Annotated in this window: 18 protein-coding genes and 1 pseudogene; 7 read left to right on the top strand and 12 right to left on the bottom strand. The window is 66.7% G+C overall.

Features of this window, described 5'->3' with window-relative positions; genetic code table 11:
• Position 1 precedes the first annotated feature (1 nt).
• The 3 genes from ACFO0A_RS05795 (at position 2) to ACFO0A_RS05785 (ending at position 3,129) form a co-directional block, all read left to right on the top strand.
• Positions 2 to 919, top strand: coding sequence for an NAD(P)-dependent oxidoreductase (locus ACFO0A_RS05795; protein WP_379538018.1), 918 nt, complete (start codon positions 2 to 4; stop codon positions 917 to 919).
• Positions 916 to 2,607 (top strand): amidohydrolase, encoded by a 1,692-nt coding sequence (locus ACFO0A_RS05790; protein ID WP_379538017.1) that lies wholly within the window; start codon positions 916 to 918, stop codon positions 2,605 to 2,607. The genes ACFO0A_RS05795 and ACFO0A_RS05790 overlap by 4 nt, the downstream gene beginning before the upstream one ends.
• 297 nt (positions 2,608 to 2,904) lie before the next feature.
• Positions 2,905 to 3,129 (top strand): hypothetical protein, encoded by a 225-nt coding sequence (locus ACFO0A_RS05785; protein ID WP_379538016.1) that lies wholly within the window; start codon positions 2,905 to 2,907, stop codon positions 3,127 to 3,129.
• A 136-nt stretch (positions 3,130 to 3,265) separates the two neighbouring features.
• Here the strand turns inward: ACFO0A_RS05785 and tatC are convergent, their stop codons facing one another.
• From tatC to ACFO0A_RS05740, 9 genes and pseudogenes are all read right to left on the bottom strand, one after another.
• The gene (gene tatC, locus ACFO0A_RS05780) at positions 3,266 to 4,090 is read right to left on the bottom strand and encodes a twin-arginine translocase subunit TatC (protein ID WP_379538015.1); all 825 of its coding nucleotides are present in this window, start codon (positions 4,088 to 4,090) and stop codon (positions 3,266 to 3,268) included.
• A complete protein-coding gene (gene tatB, locus ACFO0A_RS05775; RefSeq protein WP_379538014.1) occupies positions 4,087 to 4,440 on the bottom strand; it encodes a Sec-independent protein translocase protein TatB in 354 nt (117 codons plus the stop codon). Before tatB ends, tatC begins: the two co-directional genes overlap by 4 nt.
• Before the next feature lie 229 nt (positions 4,441 to 4,669).
• Positions 4,670 to 4,858 (bottom strand): annotated as a pseudogene (locus ACFO0A_RS05770) (twin-arginine translocase TatA/TatE family subunit); the annotation flags it as partial.
• A 72-nt stretch (positions 4,859 to 4,930) separates the two neighbouring features.
• Complete coding sequence (scpB, locus tag ACFO0A_RS05765) at positions 4,931 to 5,572, bottom strand: SMC-Scp complex subunit ScpB (protein WP_379538013.1); 642 nt, start codon at positions 5,570 to 5,572, stop codon at positions 4,931 to 4,933.
• Entirely contained in the window at positions 5,565 to 6,374 is an 810-nt protein-coding gene (locus ACFO0A_RS05760) for a segregation and condensation protein A (RefSeq protein ID WP_379538012.1), read from the bottom strand. Before ACFO0A_RS05760 ends, scpB begins: the two co-directional genes overlap by 8 nt.
• On the bottom strand, positions 6,371 to 7,414 hold the full coding sequence (gene nagZ, locus ACFO0A_RS05755; protein WP_379538011.1) for a beta-N-acetylhexosaminidase: 1,044 nt from the start codon (positions 7,412 to 7,414) through the stop codon (positions 6,371 to 6,373). The genes ACFO0A_RS05760 and nagZ overlap by 4 nt, the downstream gene beginning before the upstream one ends.
• Before the next feature lie 104 nt (positions 7,415 to 7,518).
• A complete protein-coding gene (locus tag ACFO0A_RS05750) occupies positions 7,519 to 8,349 on the bottom strand; it encodes an SPOR domain-containing protein (protein WP_379538010.1) in 831 nt (276 codons plus the stop codon).
• Positions 8,350 to 8,352: 3 nt separating this feature from the next.
• The gene (gene argS, locus ACFO0A_RS05745) at positions 8,353 to 10,104 is read right to left on the bottom strand and encodes an arginine--tRNA ligase (protein WP_379538009.1); all 1,752 of its coding nucleotides are present in this window, start codon (positions 10,102 to 10,104) and stop codon (positions 8,353 to 8,355) included.
• Positions 10,105 to 10,202: 98 nt separating this feature from the next.
• The gene (locus tag ACFO0A_RS05740; protein WP_379538008.1) at positions 10,203 to 10,865 is read right to left on the bottom strand and encodes a hypothetical protein; all 663 of its coding nucleotides are present in this window, start codon (positions 10,863 to 10,865) and stop codon (positions 10,203 to 10,205) included.
• 126 nt (positions 10,866 to 10,991) lie between these two features.
• On the opposite strand from ACFO0A_RS05740, the gene ispH reads away from it, so the two are divergent.
• From ispH to rnhA, 3 genes are read left to right on the top strand one after another with little or no spacing between them, the layout of a single operon-like run.
• Positions 10,992 to 11,963 (top strand): 4-hydroxy-3-methylbut-2-enyl diphosphate reductase, encoded by a 972-nt coding sequence (gene ispH / locus ACFO0A_RS05735; protein ID WP_379538007.1) that lies wholly within the window; start codon positions 10,992 to 10,994, stop codon positions 11,961 to 11,963.
• Between the two features lie 12 nt (positions 11,964 to 11,975).
• Positions 11,976 to 12,974 (top strand): homoserine kinase, encoded by a 999-nt coding sequence (gene thrB, locus ACFO0A_RS05730; protein WP_379538006.1) that lies wholly within the window; start codon positions 11,976 to 11,978, stop codon positions 12,972 to 12,974.
• Between the two features lie 25 nt (positions 12,975 to 12,999).
• Positions 13,000 to 13,440, top strand: a complete 441-nt coding sequence (gene rnhA, locus ACFO0A_RS05725; protein ID WP_379538005.1) for a ribonuclease HI — start codon at positions 13,000 to 13,002, stop codon at positions 13,438 to 13,440.
• Between the two features lie 13 nt (positions 13,441 to 13,453).
• Here rnhA and ACFO0A_RS05720 read toward each other — a convergent pair whose 3' ends face one another.
• From ACFO0A_RS05720 to ACFO0A_RS05710, 3 genes are all read right to left on the bottom strand, one after another.
• Positions 13,454 to 13,636 (bottom strand): YegP family protein, encoded by a 183-nt coding sequence (locus tag ACFO0A_RS05720; RefSeq protein ID WP_379538004.1) that lies wholly within the window; start codon positions 13,634 to 13,636, stop codon positions 13,454 to 13,456.
• 75 nt (positions 13,637 to 13,711) lie between these two features.
• Positions 13,712 to 14,809, bottom strand: a complete 1,098-nt coding sequence (locus ACFO0A_RS05715) for an NAD(P)/FAD-dependent oxidoreductase (RefSeq protein ID WP_379538003.1) — start codon at positions 14,807 to 14,809, stop codon at positions 13,712 to 13,714.
• Positions 14,806 to 15,720 carry an alpha/beta fold hydrolase gene (locus ACFO0A_RS05710; RefSeq protein WP_379538002.1) on the bottom strand — a complete coding sequence of 305 codons (915 nt, stop codon included), beginning with the start codon at positions 15,718 to 15,720 and terminating at the stop codon, positions 14,806 to 14,808. Before ACFO0A_RS05710 ends, ACFO0A_RS05715 begins: the two co-directional genes overlap by 4 nt.
• A gap of 144 nt (positions 15,721 to 15,864) precedes the next feature.
• Between ACFO0A_RS05710 and ACFO0A_RS05705 the strand changes: the two genes are divergently transcribed.
• A complete protein-coding gene (locus tag ACFO0A_RS05705; protein ID WP_379538001.1) occupies positions 15,865 to 16,347 on the top strand; it encodes an A24 family peptidase in 483 nt (160 codons plus the stop codon).
• Positions 16,348 to 16,379 lie beyond the last annotated feature (32 nt).

Genomic DNA, 16,379 nt, shown 5'->3' with positions numbered 1-16,379 from the left:
CATGACCGATCCTCTTCCGACCGCCCTCAACGTCTCCTTCCTCGGCCTCGGGGTCATGGGCACACCGATCGCCCGCCACCTCGCGCAAGCGGGCCATCGGGTCACCATCTACAATCGCACCGCCGCAAGAGCCGACGCCTGGCTTGCCGCAGCCGAGCCCCTCGGCCTGACCGCCCGGGTTGCCGGAACGCCAGCAGAAGCTGCCGAAGGCGCGGACGCCGTGGTGAGTTGCGTGGGCAACGACGACGACCTGGCCGACGTAGTACTCGGTCCTGCAGGCGCGTTCTCGCGGCTGAGGCGTGGCGCGGTTTTCATCGACCACACCACCGTCTCGGCGCGAATAGCCCGCCAGATCGCCGTCGAGGCGCGCGACAAGGAAATCCTGTGCGTCGATGCCCCGGTATCGGGAGGCCAGGCCGGCGCCGAAAAGGGAACGCTCTCGATCATGTGCGGCGGCAGCCCCGCGGCGGTCGAAGCAGCGCGGCCGATCATGCAGGCTTATGCATCGCGGATCACCCATGTCGGGAAGCCGGGCGCGGGGCAGACCACCAAGATGGTGAACCAGATCTGCATTGCCGGCGTTATCGCGGGGCTGAGCGAGGCTCTTCGCTTTGCCCAAAGCGCGCGGCTCGATACCGGCAAGGTGTTCGAGGCGATCTCGGGCGGGGCCGCGCAAAGCTGGCAGATGGATAATCGCTGGGCGACGATGGACGAGGACTCGTTCGATTTCGGTTTTGCCATCGACTGGATGCGCAAGGACCTCGGCCTGGCGATCGACGAGGCCCGCAGCATCGGCGCCGCCGTGCCGATCGCCGCGCTGATCGACCAGTTCTATGCCGAAGTTCAGGCCAAGGGCGGGGGGAGGCAGGATACCAGCGCCATCATCCGCCGCTGGCCGAAGCGCGGGGAACCCGCATGACGTTTCGGTTCGGCCGGACGACGGCCGCTGCGATTGCGACGCTGGCGATGCTGGCGGCAGCGCCGCTGCGCGCCGACACCCTGGTAGAGAACGTCAACGGCATCACGCTCGACGAAAAGGGCGCGGTTCGCACCTTCTCCGCGATGCTCTTCGGGACTGACGGAAAAGTCAGGGCGCTTTACCAGCGCAAGGACAAGCGGCCCAAGGCGCAATATCAGGTCGATGGGAAGGGTCGCACCCTCATTCCCGGCCTGATCGATGCCCACCTTCACATGATGCGCCTGGGCTTTTCGACGCTTACCCTGGACCTTTCCGACACGCGCACGCTGGCCGAGGCTCAGGCGCGAATCGCCGCCTATGCTGCGGCGCATCCCGACCGGCCGTGGATCGTCGGCCGCGGCTGGAACCAGGAGACCTGGGGACTCGGCCGGTTTCCAACCGCCGCAGAACTCGACGCAGTAGTACCCGGCCGGCCGGTATGGCTCGTCCGCGCCGACGAGCACGCGGGCTGGGCCAACAGCGCCGCGCTGGCGGCCGCCGGGATAAATGCGGCAACGAAGGATCCGGTCGGAGGACGCATCGAGCGCGGCCCGGGAGGCAGGCCCGCCGGCGTGCTGGTCGATGGCGCGAGCGAGCTCGTCGAAAAGTTCGTACCGCCGCCCCGCCCGGTCGACCGCGATCTCGCCTTCGACAAGGCGCAGCGCATCCTCTGGGCGCGGGGCGTGACCGCCGCCGCCGACATGGGCACCTCGCTCGACGACTGGCAGACTTTTCGCCGCGCGGGCGACCTCGGCCGCCTGCGCACCCGGATCATGAGCTACGCGCTGGGAATCGACGCCATGCTCTCGATCGCGGGGCCCGAGCCGACTCCCTGGCTCTACGACGATCGCCTGCGGATGAACGGGGTGAAGCTTTACCTCGACGGGGCATTGGGATCGCGCGGCGCCTGGCTCAAGGCACCCTATGCCGACAGTCCCGGCAGTCGCGGCTATCCGCTGCTCAACACCACGCAGCTCGGCAACCTGATGAGCCGGGCGGCGATGGACGGGTTCCAGATCGCGGTCCATGCGATCGGCGACCAGGCCAACGGCACCCTGCTCGATGCGGTTGACGACCTGCAGGAAACCTACAAGGGCGACCGGCGCTGGCGAGTGGAACATGCGCAGATCGTCGATCCGGCGGATATCGCCCGATTCGGGCGCTTGCGCGTGATCGCCTCGATGCAGCCGATCCACCAGGTCTCGGACCGCACGATGGCCGAAACCCGGCTCGGGCCTGCCCGCCTGGGGGGCGCGTACGCCTGGCGCTCAATCGCGGCCGGCGGGGCGGTGCTGGCCTTCGGATCGGACGCCCCGGTCGAGGCGCCCGATCCTTTTGCGGGGATGGCCGCCGCAATCGGCCGCGAAGGCCCCGACGGTCAGCCGGCGGGTGGCTGGCAACCGCAGGAGAAGATCAGCCGCGAAGCCGCGTTGGCGGGCTACACGACGGGTGCGGCTTATGCCGGATTCGCCGAGCAGCGCTTCGGTCGACTTGCGCCGGGCCTATGGGCGGACTTCGTAATCATCGACACCGATCCCTTGGTCGCGGCGCCCGCCGCCCTGCGTCAGACGCATGTCATTGAAACATGGATAGGCGGCCAGAAAGTTTTTGAAGCCGGCAGGGAACGCGACAAGCCCATCGGGCGTTAGGACGGCGACCAGCCCTCCCGCTGGTAGATTGATTGCGTTAAACTCATGCGGCCATTAACGATCTGGCAACCACCCGATCGGTAACGGACGCAAAACGGGTGGACAAATTCGGGTTTGCGTTTAATAAGTTGGTGTGGGCAACGTTCCTTTGAAAGCGTGCCTCGCGATTGATGCTCTGCAGCGAATTGCCGGTGGGAGGCCGTCTATTCGTGTGAGGGGTAATGTTTGTAGTGTCTTGTGCAACTAATGAAGTTGCACTAAGCGACGGTTCGAAAGAGCTCAAAAGGAGACGATTCAATGAAGTTCCGTACCATGGCTGCCGCTGTCGCAGCTCTGACCCTGACTGCTACCCCCGTTCTGGCCCAGACCGCTCCGGCTCTGGATCGTGCGGCGGCGCCGGTTTCCGACGCTAGCCAGGTGGGCGGTTCTTCGACCCTCCTGCTCGTTCTCGCGGTTGTCCTGTTCGGCGCCGGGATCTACTTCCTGGTCGACAACAACAACGACAAGCCCAACAGCCCGTAAGCTGTTCGGTTTTCGAATTGAAAAGCGGGGCCTCGTGTCCCGCTTTTTTTTGCCCTGAATCCGGTGGCGGCGGCTAGAAATGCCGTCACCTGGCGGGGTCGGTCAGCGCGGTGGCCTTAGGCCCGGCAGCAAACGATCAGGAGACGGCTTCATCCGTCTGGGCAGGCGCTTCCATTGCCTCTAGCGCCTTGCGCTTGGCATCGCTCCGCTCGGTCAGCCGCATGACGAGCAGCGAGCCTTCGAACAGCAACAGCAGTGGAATGGCCAGCATCAATTGCGAAACAACATCCGGCGGGGTTGCGACCGCCGCCACCGCGAAGATGATCACGATAACATAGCGCCGCACCTTGGCGAGCTGCGCGCGGCTCACGATGCCCGCCCGGTTCAACAACAGCAACAGGACCGGCAGCAGGAAGCTGATGCCGAACGCCAGGATGAATTGCATCACCAGCGCAAGGTAATCGCCCGTTCCCGGAAGCGCCTGAAGCTTGAGCCCGCCCCGATTCCCCTCGAACCCAAGGAACCAGTGGAAAGCGGTGGGCATCACCACGAAGTAGGCGAGCGACGCGCCCGCGGCGAATAGGATCGGGGTGGCGATCAGGAAGGGCAGGAACGCCCGCTTCTCGCGCGCATAGAGGCCCGGCGCGACGAACGCCCACAACTGGTTCGCGATGACCGGAAAGCTGACGAAGAACGCCGCGAACAGCGCCACCTTGATGTTCACGAAGAACGCTTCGTACAACTTGGTATAGATCAGCGTCCCCTGCCCCGGACCGAATGCCTGGGTCAGCGGCCGGACAAGGATTCCGAATATTTCGTCGGCGAAGTAATAGCAGACCGCAAACGCTGCCCCGAGCGCATAGACGCAGCGCAGAAGCCGCGTCCGCAGTTCGATCAGGTGGTCGAGCAAGGGCGCCTGGGTCTCGTCGATATCGCGCAGGGCCAGCTTGGGCGGCCTCATGGCGGTGGATCGCCTAACGGCAGGCGCGGCGCGGCCGGATCGTCCGCTGGAACTGCGGGCTTATTTGCGTCATCTCTGCCGCGTTCATGTTCGGCAGGAGCGACGGCTGTTTCGTCGGGATTTGCCGCCATGATCGCAGCGTTCTGCTCTCGCCACTTCGCCTCGAGTTCCTCGAGTTCCGCTTCGCGGATCATCGTCTCGATCCCGCTGCGAAAGTGATTCGACATGCGGCGCAGCTTTGCGATCCACCTGCCAGCGGTGCGCAATGCCATGGGCAGGTCCTTCGGCCCGATCACGACGATCGCGACGATGACCACTAGCAGCAGCTCGGAAGCGCCTACATCGAACATGGTGCCGCTTTCGCCGGCGGAATGCCTGTCAGCCGCGCTTGTCCGGATCGTCGGCGGTGGCGGGTGCGGTTACCGGGTCATACGGCAGCGGGGCCGAGGGTGCGGGCGTGGCTGCAGAATGCGGCACGGGGTGCGGAGGATTGGGATCGGTCGTGGGCGGCGCGCTGACCGGATCGTAGTCCATCGGCGCTGCGGCGCGCGTAGCGGGCGCCGGTGCAGCAGCGGCCTGCGGGGGCTGATGCTCGATCCGGGGCGGCGGCGCGACGACCGGACGGTCGGTCTCGTCCGCCATGCCTTGCTTGAAGCTTTTGATGCCCTTCCCGAAATCGCCCATCATTTCCGAAATCCGGCCTCGGCCGAACAGGACCAGCACGATCAAGCCCACCACGATCAGGTGCGGCAGGGACAAACCACCCATCGAAACATACTCCGCCATGCCCGGCTATCCGGGCGCTGCCCCCATGTAGGTGATAACCGGCCAGCTTGCCAGTCAGTCAGCCGAATCGTCGCCCGCCTCATCTTCCTCGTCGTCGGCGTCGCCCAGCTCCCCCTTGTCCTCTGCCGGATCTCCGCCAAGCGCAGCAAGTGCATCGTCGATCGGATCGAGCAACCCGGCCGCGCGGAGCTCGTCGATCCCCGGCAGATCACGGCGGGAGGCGAGCCCGAAGTGAGCGAGGAACTCGGGAGTCGTTGCATAGATCACCGGCCGGCCCGGAACCTCACGACGCCCGGCGACGCGCACCCATCCCGCTTCCATGAGAACGTCGAGCGTGCCCTTGGCGGTCTGCACCCCGCGGATGGATTCGATTTCGGCCCGGCTTACCGGCTCGTGATAGGCGATGATGGCGAGAACCTCGGTGCCGGCACGCGACAGGCGGCGAACGTCTTCGCGCTCACGCCGGAGAAGGTGCGCGAGGTCGGAGGCGGTCTGGAAGTGCCATCGCCCGCCACGCTCGACGAGCTGGATGCCGCGTCCGGCATAATGCTTGGTCAGGACGGCCAGCGCCGGGCGCACTGCCGCGCCGCCCAAGTGGGTGGAAAGCGCATCGACCGTAAGCGGCTCCTGCGCCGCGAACAGCGTCGCTTCGACCGCGCGGACCAGATCGTCGGGCGCGGTGTCGCCTTCAGCCACGGCCCCTGCCCCGGCGCAGCATCAGCGGCCCGAAGGTTTCCTCCTGCTCCAATTCGGCACGGCCCTGGCGGGCAAGCTCGAGCGCTGCGACGAAACTGGAAGCCAGCGCCGAGCGGCGCAGGTCGGGCGCGGCATGCGGCGGAAGGAAGTCGCGCAGTTCCATCCAGTCCAGCGCCACGCCGAGCATGGCGGACACCCGCTGGAGAGCCGAATCGAGCGTCATCACTGCCCGGTCCCGAACGATGTGGACGACCGGCGCGGTGCGCGCCTTTACCTGGCCATACGCCTGCACGAGCGAGAACCAGTCGCACTGCCACAGCGCCTTGCGGTCCACGCGCAGGCCTTCGGGCGCGCCGCGCGGGAACACGTCCCGCCCCAGCCTGTCCCGCGAGACGAGCCGCGCACCGGCTTCGCGCATCGCGCCGAGCCGTTGCAGCCGCAACTGCAAGCGCAGCGCGAGTTGCTCTGGGCTAGGTTCCTCACCCTCCTCGCGGGGCAGCAGGAGCAGCGACTTCAGGTAGGCGAGCCAAGCTGCCATCACCAGGTAATCGGCCGCCAGCTCGAGGCGCAACGCCTCCGCCCGATCGATATAGGCCAGGTACTGGTCGGTCAGTTCGAGGATCGAGATCGTGCGCAGATCGACCCGCTGGCGGCGCGCCAGGTCGAGCAGAAGGTCGAGCGGTCCTTCCCACCCGTCGAGTTCGAGATAGAGCGCCGCTTCGTCATCAGCGGGCGCGGCAATGCCGGTCCATTCGGTCGCATCGTCAGCGAAGAGCGCCGGCTGGACCGGTTCTGCGTTCATGTGCGCGCCGGAAGCTCGCCCTCCTCGCACAAGGCGAGGAGGCGGTCGCGCTTGGCGACCAGAGGGGCCTGGTCCGCCAGTGCAGCGTAAACGGAGAAGTCGGCGGTGCCTTCGAGCGCCCGATCGAGCCGGGCGAGGCCCTGCGCGGACACCGCAGGAAGGCGGTTAGCGATTTCCTGCATGTCGTCCATTCGAGCCCAGCAGTTCAGCGCAATGTCGCACCCTGCCGCGATGGCCCTTTCCGCCCGCTCGGGAACGGTCCCGGAAAGGGCTTCCATGTCGAGGTCGTCGGTCAGCAACAGTCCGTCGAAGCCAATCCGCTTGCGGATGATCTCGTGGATGATGAAAGGCGACAGGGTGGCCGGATTGTCCTTGTCCCAGGCGGTGAACAGGAGGTGCCCGGTCATCGCGATCCGTGCGTCGCGCAGGGCGATGAAGGGCGCAAGGTCCGTCTTGAGCTCCTCTTCCGAGGCGGTGACGGTCGGCATCGACTTGTGCGTGTCGGTTGTCGTCCGGCCGTGGCCGGGGATATGCTTGACCACGCCGGCGACGCCGGCACGGGCCAGGCCGTCGAGCGTCGCGCGGCCCAGCGCCGCGACGCGCATCGGTTCTGCACCGAAAGCACGGTCGCCGATCACATCGTGTGCGCCTGGCTGGCGAACGTCGAGCAGGGGAAGACAATCGACGCTGATCCCGGCTTCGGCAAGGTCTAGGCCGAGCGCCTCAGCATTGGCGCGCGCCGCCTCTATCGCACTGGCCGGAGCGACGTCGTAGAGCCGATCGAACCGCTCGCCCGGCGGAAAGGCCAGCCAGTGCGGCGGCTTCATCCGTGCGACGCGGCCGCCTTCCTGATCGATGCAGATGAAGGTGCGGTCGCGACCGTGCAGCGCGCGCAGATCGTCGGTCAGTGCCCGGACCTGTTCGCGGGTTTGCACGTTGCGGCCGAACAGGATGTAGCCCGCCGGATCGGAATCGAGGAAGAATGCGCGCTCGTCAGCGGTGAGAGTGGGCCCGGAAAGCCCGAAGATGGCCGGGGTCATACTCGTGAATCTGCGGGATAACCCCGCCTACGGCAAGCGTTCAGGCCGATTTCGTGGGGAAATGTCCACGCTCCGCCGCACGGGCGCGACGCGCAAGGGCCTCGCTACCGCTTGACCTGACAATCCTGGCCATTGGCCTTGAGCTGGGCGCAAAGGGCGTTGGCTGCCGCCAGGTCGGCCGCCACGGCCTGGAGGCGATAAACATTGCCGATATCGGCGCGGCCTTCGACCACGCGGTGTCGAACCGAAGACAGGACAGGGTTAAGTCCGGATATCGTTGCCCATCCCGCTTCCGCGGCGGCGTTGTTCATGTAAGCGCCGACCTGCACCCCCACGCCGCCGGCGGCCTGGCCGGGTGTCGGCGTTCCTTCCTGCGTCGCTGCGAACCCAGGGCGGTTATCCACCGGCGTCGCCGGGGCCGGTGCGTCGCTGCCTGCCAGCTTGGCGCCGCGGGTCTTGCCCTCGCTCACCGCAAAGCTCGCATCGCCGGTGCCGGCAAAGGTCTTGCCGCCGGGATCGCTGGGCCGGACCTTGTACGGCCCCGCCTCGGCCCGGATCAGGCTGCCGTCGGCCTGGCGATCGAAGCCACCGCGATGGGTGGCGATCCAGACGCCGCCGACGACCATCGCCAGAGTGACGAGGCCGAGCACCAGCATCGCGATGACCCTGCCCTTGTCGACATCTCCGGCGTCGTCGATGTCGTCGGCGGATTCCAGCCATGGCAGGCGGTCGTCCTCGGGAAAGTCCAGCCGCGCCGGCTCGCTGATGAACGGCGTGCCGGCAGCAGCGGCATCGGCGGCTGCATCGTCATAGTCGGCAAAGGCCGCTGCTTCGCTCCACGGTTCGTCGCCCGAGGAAGCGATCGAATCGTCCAGCGGCAGGTCGTCGCCCTGCAGGAAAGACTTTCGGTTGGCCTTCTTGTCGCTGCCCGCCATATCCTACAACTCCTCGGCCGCCTCCACCCCGAGCAAGGCCAGGCCGTTCCTTATCACCTGCCCGATCGCATTGCCGAGAAAAAGTCTCGCCCCCGTCAGCGCGGGGTCTTGCGCCACGATGAAGCGCTTGTCGGGACGGTCGTTGCCCAGATTCCAATAGGCATGGAACGCCGCGGCAAGGTCGTCGAGGAAGAAGGCGATCCGATGTGGCTCCCGTGCGATCGCCGCCGCCTCGACCACTCGGGGGAACTGGGCCGCGAACTTGACAAGGCTCAGCTCCTCAGCGCCCAGCCGGTCGAGCGCCGCCGCGTCGGGGGAAATGCCTTCGGCCGCCGCCTTGCGCAGGGTCGAGCGAATCCGCGCATGGGCATACTGCACGTAGAAGACCGGGTTGTCCTTCGACGCTTCGACCACCTTGGCGAAATCGAAGTCCATCTGCGCGTCTGGCTTGCGGGTAAGCATCGTGAAACGCACGACGTCCTTGCCCACTTCGCGCACGACGTCGGCCAGCGTAACGAAATTGCCGCTGCGCTTGGACATCTTCACCGGCACGCCGTTGCGCAGAAGCTGGACCATCTGCACGATCTTGATCTCGAACGGCTTGGGCGCGGCGCCATCGGCGCCGGTCAGCGCCGCGACCGCCGCCTTGATCCGCTTGACCGTGCCGGCATGGTCCGCGCCCCAGATGTCGACGAGCGCATCGGCGCTTTCGGCCTTCTGGAAGTGATAGGCCAGATCGGCACCGAAATAAGTCCAGGTCCCATCCGACTTGCGGATCGGCCGATCCTGGTCGTCGCCGAAACGGGTCGAGCGGAACAGCGGCAGGACGACCGGTTCCCAGTCATCCGGCTCCTTGCCCTTGGGCGCTTCGAGGATGCCGTCGTAAACGAGATCGTGAGCGCGCAGCCACGCCTCTGCGGCAGCGGGCTTTCCTGCCGCCTGAAGCTCCGCCTCCGAGCTGAAGAGATCGTGGTGGATGCCGAGCAGCGCGAGGTCGGCGCGGATCATGTCGAGCATCGCGGCGACCGCGCGGGCACGGAACAACGCCAGCCACTCGCCCTCGGGCGCCTTTGTGTACCGGTCGCCGAACTCCGCGGCCAGCGCCTGGCCGACCGGGAGCAGGTATTCTCCCGGGTAAAGACCCTCGGGAATTTCGCCGACGTCCTCTCCAAGAGCCTCGCGGTATCTCAGGTGCGCCGAGCGGGCGAGAACGTCCACCTGTCCGCCGGCGTCGTTTACGTAGTATTCGCGCGTGACCTTGTGGCCCGCAAATTCCAGCAGCTTGGCCAGCGCATCGCCGACAACCGCGCCGCGGCAGTGCCCCATATGCATCGGCCCGGTCGGGTTGGCCGAAACATACTCGACATTGACCCGCTGCCCCGCGCCCAACGAAGAACGGCCATAGGCCTGGCCCGAGCGCGCTATCGCCCGCAGTTCGTCAAGCCAGGCATCGTCGGCAAGACGCAGGTTGATGAAGCCCGGCCCGGCGATCTCGACCGCTACGACCCCGGGAGCGCCCTTCAGCTCTTCGCCCAGTGCCTCCGCCAGCGCACGCGGGTTCGTCTTCGCTGGCTTGGCCAGGACCATCGCCGCATTGGTCGACAGGTCGCCATGCGAGGGATCGCGCGGAGGCTCGCAAGTGATCGCTCCGCGCGCGAGGCCGGCCGGCAGCGTACCCGCCGCTTCCAGGCGATCGAGCGCGGCGTCGATGTGGTGCGCGAACGCGGCGTGAAGGTTGTCGGTGAAATCGGTCATGGCGGGCCACTTGGAAAATCGCACGCGAACCGCAGATACGGGACGATCGTGCCGGCAAAACCCGCGGAAAACGCGGGCGCGAGATGATCAGCCGCGCATCATCGGGTAGCGTTGTAGGTCAATTGCTGCTCGTTCATCTGGAAACCGACCAGCAGTTCGAAGCTCGCCCGGGCGAGCGCCGCGCGCACGTCCGGCTCGTTGAGCGGATCGACCGCGGCGGATTCGTCGCCCGCCTTGCGCTTGGCGGTGATCTTCGCGCGGATGTCGGCGGGAAGCGTTGCTTCGGCGCGATCGACATAAGCCGCAGCCTGACCGCGGCCTTGGGCGCGTTCCTGCCCGTCCGCGAAGTCGAGCGTGACCGTGCCTACCCGCTTGCTGACCACGGCGCTGCCGCCGCGCACGACGGTAATGAAGTAGGGCAACTGGACCTGCCGCGCACCCCGCACGTCAGTGCGGCGGCCAAGAACCTCGAAAGTCGCCGCGGTGTAGATCTTGTCGGTCGATTCGCTGCACTGGCTGCGCAGGTCGGTCATGCTGGCGACAACGTCGATCGCGCCGGCATCGGTCCGCCCGGGAGCGGTGAACAAGGTCACGTCGCCAGTGTAGTTCGGCACGCCCACCGTCGGGCAGGAACTGCGCAGCGCGGTCACTCCGACGCCGGAATCGATGACCAGTTCGCCCTTCTTGGCGCAGGCACCCGCGCCAAGCGCCAGAAGGGGCACGGCGATCAGGGCAAGGGTGCGGGTCGGCCAAGCGATCATGAATTCCATTCCTCGTCACATTGCCGGCAGAATACCTGCGCCCTTGCGGTGGCGAGGCCGGCCGCGCCTGCTCTAGCCACCCCGGCGGCTTTGCGAAAGGCGGCATTTGCGCCTATGGGGCGGGGCATGAACGCCCCCTGTCCCACGCCGGTTGCCGACAGCAAACCGCCGCTTACGCTTCTGATCGCCGCGCCGCGTGGATTTTGTGCCGGCGTCGACCGCGCGATCGAGATCGTCGAGCGCGCGATCGGACAGTTTGGCGCGCCGGTCTTTGTCCGCCACGAGATCGTCCACAACGCCTTCGTGGTCAATGGACTGAGGGAGAAGGGAGCGGTTTTCGTCGAGGAGCTCGACGAAGTGCCCAATGGCGCCCCGGTGGTCTTTTCCGCCCACGGCGTGCCGAAGTCGGTGCCCGAGGAAGCGACGAGCCGGGGGCTTGATTGGCTCGATGCTACCTGCCCGCTGGTGAGCAAGGTGCACCGCCAGGCCGAACGCCAGATCGAGGCGGGCCGGCACATCGTCTTCATCGGCCACCGCGGCCATCCCGAAGTGATCGGCACATTCGGCCAGGTGCCGGAAGACCGGATCACGCTCGTCGAATCGCTCGAAGACGTGGCGGCACTCAACTTTCCCGCCGATGCCCCGCTTGCCTTTCTCACCCAGACCACCCTGTCGGTCGACGATACGGCGGAGATCGTCTCCGCGCTTCGCACTCGCTTCCCCGCGATCACCGGCCCCAAGGCCGAGGACATCTGCTACGCCACGTCGAACCGGCAGGCGGCGGTGAAGGCGATAGCGCCGCGCTGCCAGCTCGTCCTCGTGATCGGGGCGCCCAACAGTTCCAATTCTGTCCGTCTCGTCGAAGTGGCGGAGAGATGCGGTATTGCGGCCCGGCTGATCGGGCGGGGGGCCGATATCCTTCCCGAGTGGCTCGACGGTGTGGAGACCCTGGGACTGACTGCCGGGGCCTCCGCGCCCGAGGTGCTGGTGCGCGAGGTGGTCGAGCAGGTGAGCAAGTGGCGCACCGTGAGCGAAGAGACCATCACCACCGCCGACGAAAAGATCGTCTTCAAGCTGCCGCGCCAGCTCGTCGGCTGACAGTTCCGGCGCGTGGCGGTCTATACCCATATCGGGGCCGAAGAGATGGCCGCGCTGCTCGCCGAATACGATGTCGGCGGCCTCGTCTCGGCCAAGGGCATCGCCGAGGGCGTGGAGAATTCCAACTGGCTGGTCGACACCGCCGGTCGCGACGGCGCGGGCGCGCGGTTCATTCTGACCGTTTACGAGAAGCGCGTGAAGCCAGCCGATCTGCCGTTTTTCCTGGGCCTGCTCGATCACCTCGCTGCCGCTGGCTGTCCTGTCCCGCGCACGATCCACGATCGCCAGGGCGCGGCGTTCCGCATGTTGGGGATCGGTCCTGACGCCAAGGCGCTGGCGTTGATAGAGTTCCTGCCCGGCGTCTCGCTCGACCAGCCGACGCCGGCCCAGGCGCGCAGCGTTGGCGCAGCTCTGGCGGGCATGCATATCGCCGCGCGCAGCTTTGCCGGCGAGCGCGCCAACACGCTCGGGCCAATCGGCTGGCCCCCGCTTGCCGCTGCATGCGCGGGGCACTGGGACGAGATCGATCCCGGAAATGCCTTCGGTCTTGGCCGGCTGGTCGAGCGCGAGGTGGCGGCGGCGGAAACGGATTGGCCAGCGAACCTGCCCTCGTCGGTCATTCACGCCGACCTGTTTCCGGATAACGTCCTGATGGTCGATGACCGCGTTTCGGGACTCATCGACTTCTATTTCGCGTGCACCGACGCGATGGCCTACGACCTCGCCGTCACTCACGCCGCCTGGTGCTTCGACAAGGCGGGCGAACATTTCAGTCCTGCGGTCTCGCAGGCGCTACTCGCCGGATACGAGGCGGTGCGGCCGATCGAACCTGCGGAGCGTGCGGCGATGACGAGACTGGCGCGCGGGGCGGCGCTGCGCTTCGTGCTTACCCGCGCTTTCGATTGGGTGAACACTCCGCCTGGCGCAATGGTGACACGCAAGGACCCGCTGGCCTTTGCAAGGCGGCTTGAATTCTATGCCGATCCCGCCAATGCGGACCTCTTCGCCTGATCCATTTATTCAAGAACCGAGTTGCATGAAGAGCGTCGAGATTTTCACGGATGGTGCTTGCAAGGGCAACCCCGGCCCCGGCGGGTGGGGAGCGCTGCTGCGCATGGGCCGACACGAAAAGGAAATGTCGGGTTCCGATCCGTTGACGACGAACAACCGGATGGAACTTACCGCAGCGATCAAGGCGCTCGAAGCACTGATCGAACCCTGCGCCGTGACACTTCATTCCGACAGCAAGTACGTGCTCGAAGGGATCACCCGCTGGGTCGAGGGGTGGAAGCGCAACGGCTGGAAGACCGCGAGCCGCAAACCGGTCCAGAACGCAGAGCTGTGGCACGAACTGATCGCGGCCGCGCTGCCGCATCAGGTCGAATGGGTCTGGGTGCGCGGCCACAACGGCCACCCCGAGAACGAGCGGGTGGATCGGCTGGCCAGCGACGCGGCCGTTGCCGCCAGCCAGCGCTAAGGGGCCGCGCCCGTCAGGTTGAGGTCGTATCCTCGACCGGTGCGCCCGGCCCGTTCTTGAGGATCGAATCGATCGCGTTCTGTGCGCCGCTCTTGGACTTGTACCCTTCCGTCCAGAAGATCGCTTCCTTGTTGAAGCAGAAATACGCCACGAATTCCCCGGCCTTGTTTTTCCGGATCTCGAACCGATGCGCCATGAATGCTCTCCCTTTATGCTGGGTGACCGCCGGCCAACTTAACCGTTCGAAATACCGGCGCCAGCTACAATCGCGTCATCCGAAACGCGCAGGGGAATAGAGCGCCGCGTCCAGCCGTTCGGTCATCGCATCGCGAGGAAGGCCCAGCAGCAGTTGCGCACCAAGCCGCGCGGCCGTCGGCGCGGTCTGGATCCCGAACCCGCCCTGCCCCGCGAACCAGAAGAATCCTGCTGCGCGCGGGTCGAAACCGTACACCGGCAGTCGATCGGGCGCGAAACTGCGCAGCCCCGCCCACCGCCGCTCGACAGCCTCCACCCGCCAGTCGACCACCCGTTCGAAACGGTCGATCGCCTCCGCGACCGCCAATTCCTCGGGCGCCGCGTCGCATGGGTCCGAAGGCTCCTCGTCGTGCGGCGACAACCACAGGCGGCCTGACTCGGGCTTGAAATAGAACCGCTCACTGATGTCGAGCACCAGCGGCAGCGAGGCGGGCGGCGGAGGCACGGTGCGCAGTTGCGCGACCGTGCGTCGCTTGGGGGAGATGCCGAGCGGCGCCGCACCCGCGATCTCGGCCACGCGATCCGCCCAGGCGCCGGCAGCATTGACCAGGATGCCCGCGCGGATTTCCCCGGCCTGGCCTGCGTCAATGCGCCAGCCGGCGCCGTTACGCGACGCCGCGGACACGTTCGCCCGCGTCAACAGATCCGCGCCATTGCGGCGGGCAAGCGCCAGGTAGTGCGCGTGGAGCCCGGCCACGTCGATGTCGGCACAGGCCGGCTCCCACGCGCCGCATGTCCACTCAGCGCGCAGGCCTGGAACGTGGGCCTCGATGCCGACGCGGTCGAGAAGTTCGATCCGCACCCCGGCTTGGGCGAAGCGGGCGACGAATGCCTCTACGAGCGCGCGGTCCTTCTCGCGCCCGATGTTAAGAGCCCCGCGCGGAGAGAGAAAGCCGTGCTCCCTTAGATAGTCCTCGGAGGCAGCGGTCAGCGGATAGACTTGCGGGCCACCGTAGCTTTCCTCCCAGAAAGCGGCGGAACGTCCGGTCGAGTGGTAGCCGGGCCGATCCTCGGCTTCGAGCAGCACGACCCGGGCGTCGCCCGACAGTTCGGCGGCAAGCGAGGCCCCGGCCATGCCGGCCCCAACGATCGCGATATCGAAACGCTCGCTCATGCCCGTGGCGGGACCACCTGGTCGAGAAAGGAATCGATCACGCGCAAGGCCTTGTCTCGCACGGGATCGGATTCCCGCAGAATTTCATGCCGCGCCTCGGGCCCGAAGGTCACCAGCTGGGCACGGGGAAGCCGCTGCGCTGCCCGTTCGATCGCGGGATAACTGACCAGGCCGTCTTCCGCCGCCGCGACAATAATGACCGGAATCGTCACGGCCTCGAGCACCCCGCGGACCGCAAGCGCGCGCATCGAGGCATAACCCCGCTCGACCCAGCGCCAGCTCCCGGGTCCCATCGCGATCTCGGGACGGTGCTCGCGCCACCAGATCTCGTCGGCGTAGCGTTCGGTGTCGTGAGTGAGCAGGCGGGCGCGAAATGCCAGCTTCTCGCCCGGCTTCTCGCTCCATTTCCAGGCCGGGCGGCGGTCGTCTCCCAGCCTAGCCATGAGCGCGGCGAGGCCGTGCATCAGGCCGGCGGGCACGCCCTTGTCTAGAAAGCCCAGCATCGGTGCGCTGAGGACCAGCGCATCGGGATCGACCGCGTGTTCGGCGACCGCGCGGAGCGCAAGGTGCCCGCCCATCGAATGGCCGGCGAGCACCAACTGGCCCTGCCCCTCCGCCTTCCAGTCGCTCCAGAACGCGGCAAGGTCAGCCACCCATATCCCGAAATCGGCAATGTGCCCGGTCAGTGCATCGCTGCCGAAGCGGCCGGAACCCGCCTGCCCCCGCCAGTCGATCGCGGTGACCCGCCAGCCGAGCGCAGCCCAGTGATCCAGCGTCTCGAGATACTTCTCGTAGAAATCGCCGCGACCGGGAAGGAACAGCAGCGAGCCGCGCGCGGTGCTGCCGGGCTGGGGGAACCAATCGATCCGGCGGATCGTTTGGCCGTCGGCGGTCTGCCAATGTCCTTCCACCGCGCCGGACGGGATGGCGCGTCGATCGAACGCAGCTGCGCCGGAGCGGTGCGGCGCGACGGGGCTGGCCTGGTCTGTGTGGATAATCCCGACTTCCCGGCGATAGTTACTTTTTGGTAAGTCATGGTGACTACGTAGGTCCCCATGACGGGGGTAAATTTTTCTTACGGGCTGCTCGCAGCCTTGGCAATCGCGCTGCTTGTCGCGGCCTGCACCGACATTCGCCGGCGCGAGATCGACAATTGGCTAACCGCCGGCGTGGCGCTTGCCGCGCCGCTCTACTGGTGGGCGAGCGGCCTTTCCCTGTGGCCCGGCGTGGCCATGCAGGTGGGCATTGCATTTGCCGCGTTCCTGGCGCTGGCCGGGCTTTTCGCAATCCGCGCCATGGGCGGCGGCGACGTGAAGCTGCTTTCCGCGCTCGCGCTCTGGCTCCCCATCGTGCCTTTCCTCAAGCTGCTGGTGATGATGGCGCTGATCGGCGGTGTGCTGACCATCATCGTCGCCTCGTGGCACAAACTCGCCCAGCGGAAGGGGAAGGTTCAGATCCCCTACGGCGTCGCAATCGCGACCGCGGGGCTCTGGGTGCTGACTACCAGCTACTGGCCCACGGCCGGGCAGCTTGGCTGACGAACGGGATCAACCTCAAATTAACCATTTTG

This window comes from Novosphingobium tardum, assembly GCF_042652045.1.
Classification (GTDB): Bacteria; Pseudomonadota; Alphaproteobacteria; order Sphingomonadales; family Sphingomonadaceae; genus Novosphingobium; species Novosphingobium tardum.
This window is presented reverse-complemented; position numbering and strand designations above follow the sequence as displayed.

Coding starts and splice junctions, on each gene's coding strand:
- ACFO0A_RS05795 (WP_379538018.1), top strand. CDS start 2: ATGACCGATCCTCTTCCGACCGCCCTCAACGTCTCCTTCCTCGGCCTC.
- ACFO0A_RS05790 (WP_379538017.1), top strand. CDS start 916: ATGACGTTTCGGTTCGGCCGGACGACGGCCGCTGCGATTGCGACGCTG.
- ACFO0A_RS05785 (WP_379538016.1), top strand. CDS start 2,905: ATGAAGTTCCGTACCATGGCTGCCGCTGTCGCAGCTCTGACCCTGACT.
- tatC (WP_379538015.1), bottom strand. CDS start 4,090: ATGAGGCCGCCCAAGCTGGCCCTGCGCGATATCGACGAGACCCAGGCG.
- tatB (WP_379538014.1), bottom strand. CDS start 4,440: ATGTTCGATGTAGGCGCTTCCGAGCTGCTGCTAGTGGTCATCGTCGCG.
- ACFO0A_RS05760 (WP_379538012.1), bottom strand. CDS start 6,374: ATGAACGCAGAACCGGTCCAGCCGGCGCTCTTCGCTGACGATGCGACC.
- nagZ (WP_379538011.1), bottom strand. CDS start 7,414: ATGACCCCGGCCATCTTCGGGCTTTCCGGGCCCACTCTCACCGCTGAC.
- ACFO0A_RS05750 (WP_379538010.1), bottom strand. CDS start 8,349: ATGGCGGGCAGCGACAAGAAGGCCAACCGAAAGTCTTTCCTGCAGGGC.
- argS (WP_379538009.1), bottom strand. CDS start 10,104: ATGACCGATTTCACCGACAACCTTCACGCCGCGTTCGCGCACCACATC.
- ACFO0A_RS05740 (WP_379538008.1), bottom strand. CDS start 10,865: ATGATCGCTTGGCCGACCCGCACCCTTGCCCTGATCGCCGTGCCCCTT.
- ispH (WP_379538007.1), top strand. CDS start 10,992: ATGAACGCCCCCTGTCCCACGCCGGTTGCCGACAGCAAACCGCCGCTT.
- rnhA (WP_379538005.1), top strand. CDS start 13,000: ATGAAGAGCGTCGAGATTTTCACGGATGGTGCTTGCAAGGGCAACCCC.
- ACFO0A_RS05720 (WP_379538004.1), bottom strand. CDS start 13,636: ATGGCGCATCGGTTCGAGATCCGGAAAAACAAGGCCGGGGAATTCGTG.
- ACFO0A_RS05715 (WP_379538003.1), bottom strand. CDS start 14,809: ATGAGCGAGCGTTTCGATATCGCGATCGTTGGGGCCGGCATGGCCGGG.
- ACFO0A_RS05705 (WP_379538001.1), top strand. CDS start 15,865: ATGACGGGGGTAAATTTTTCTTACGGGCTGCTCGCAGCCTTGGCAATC.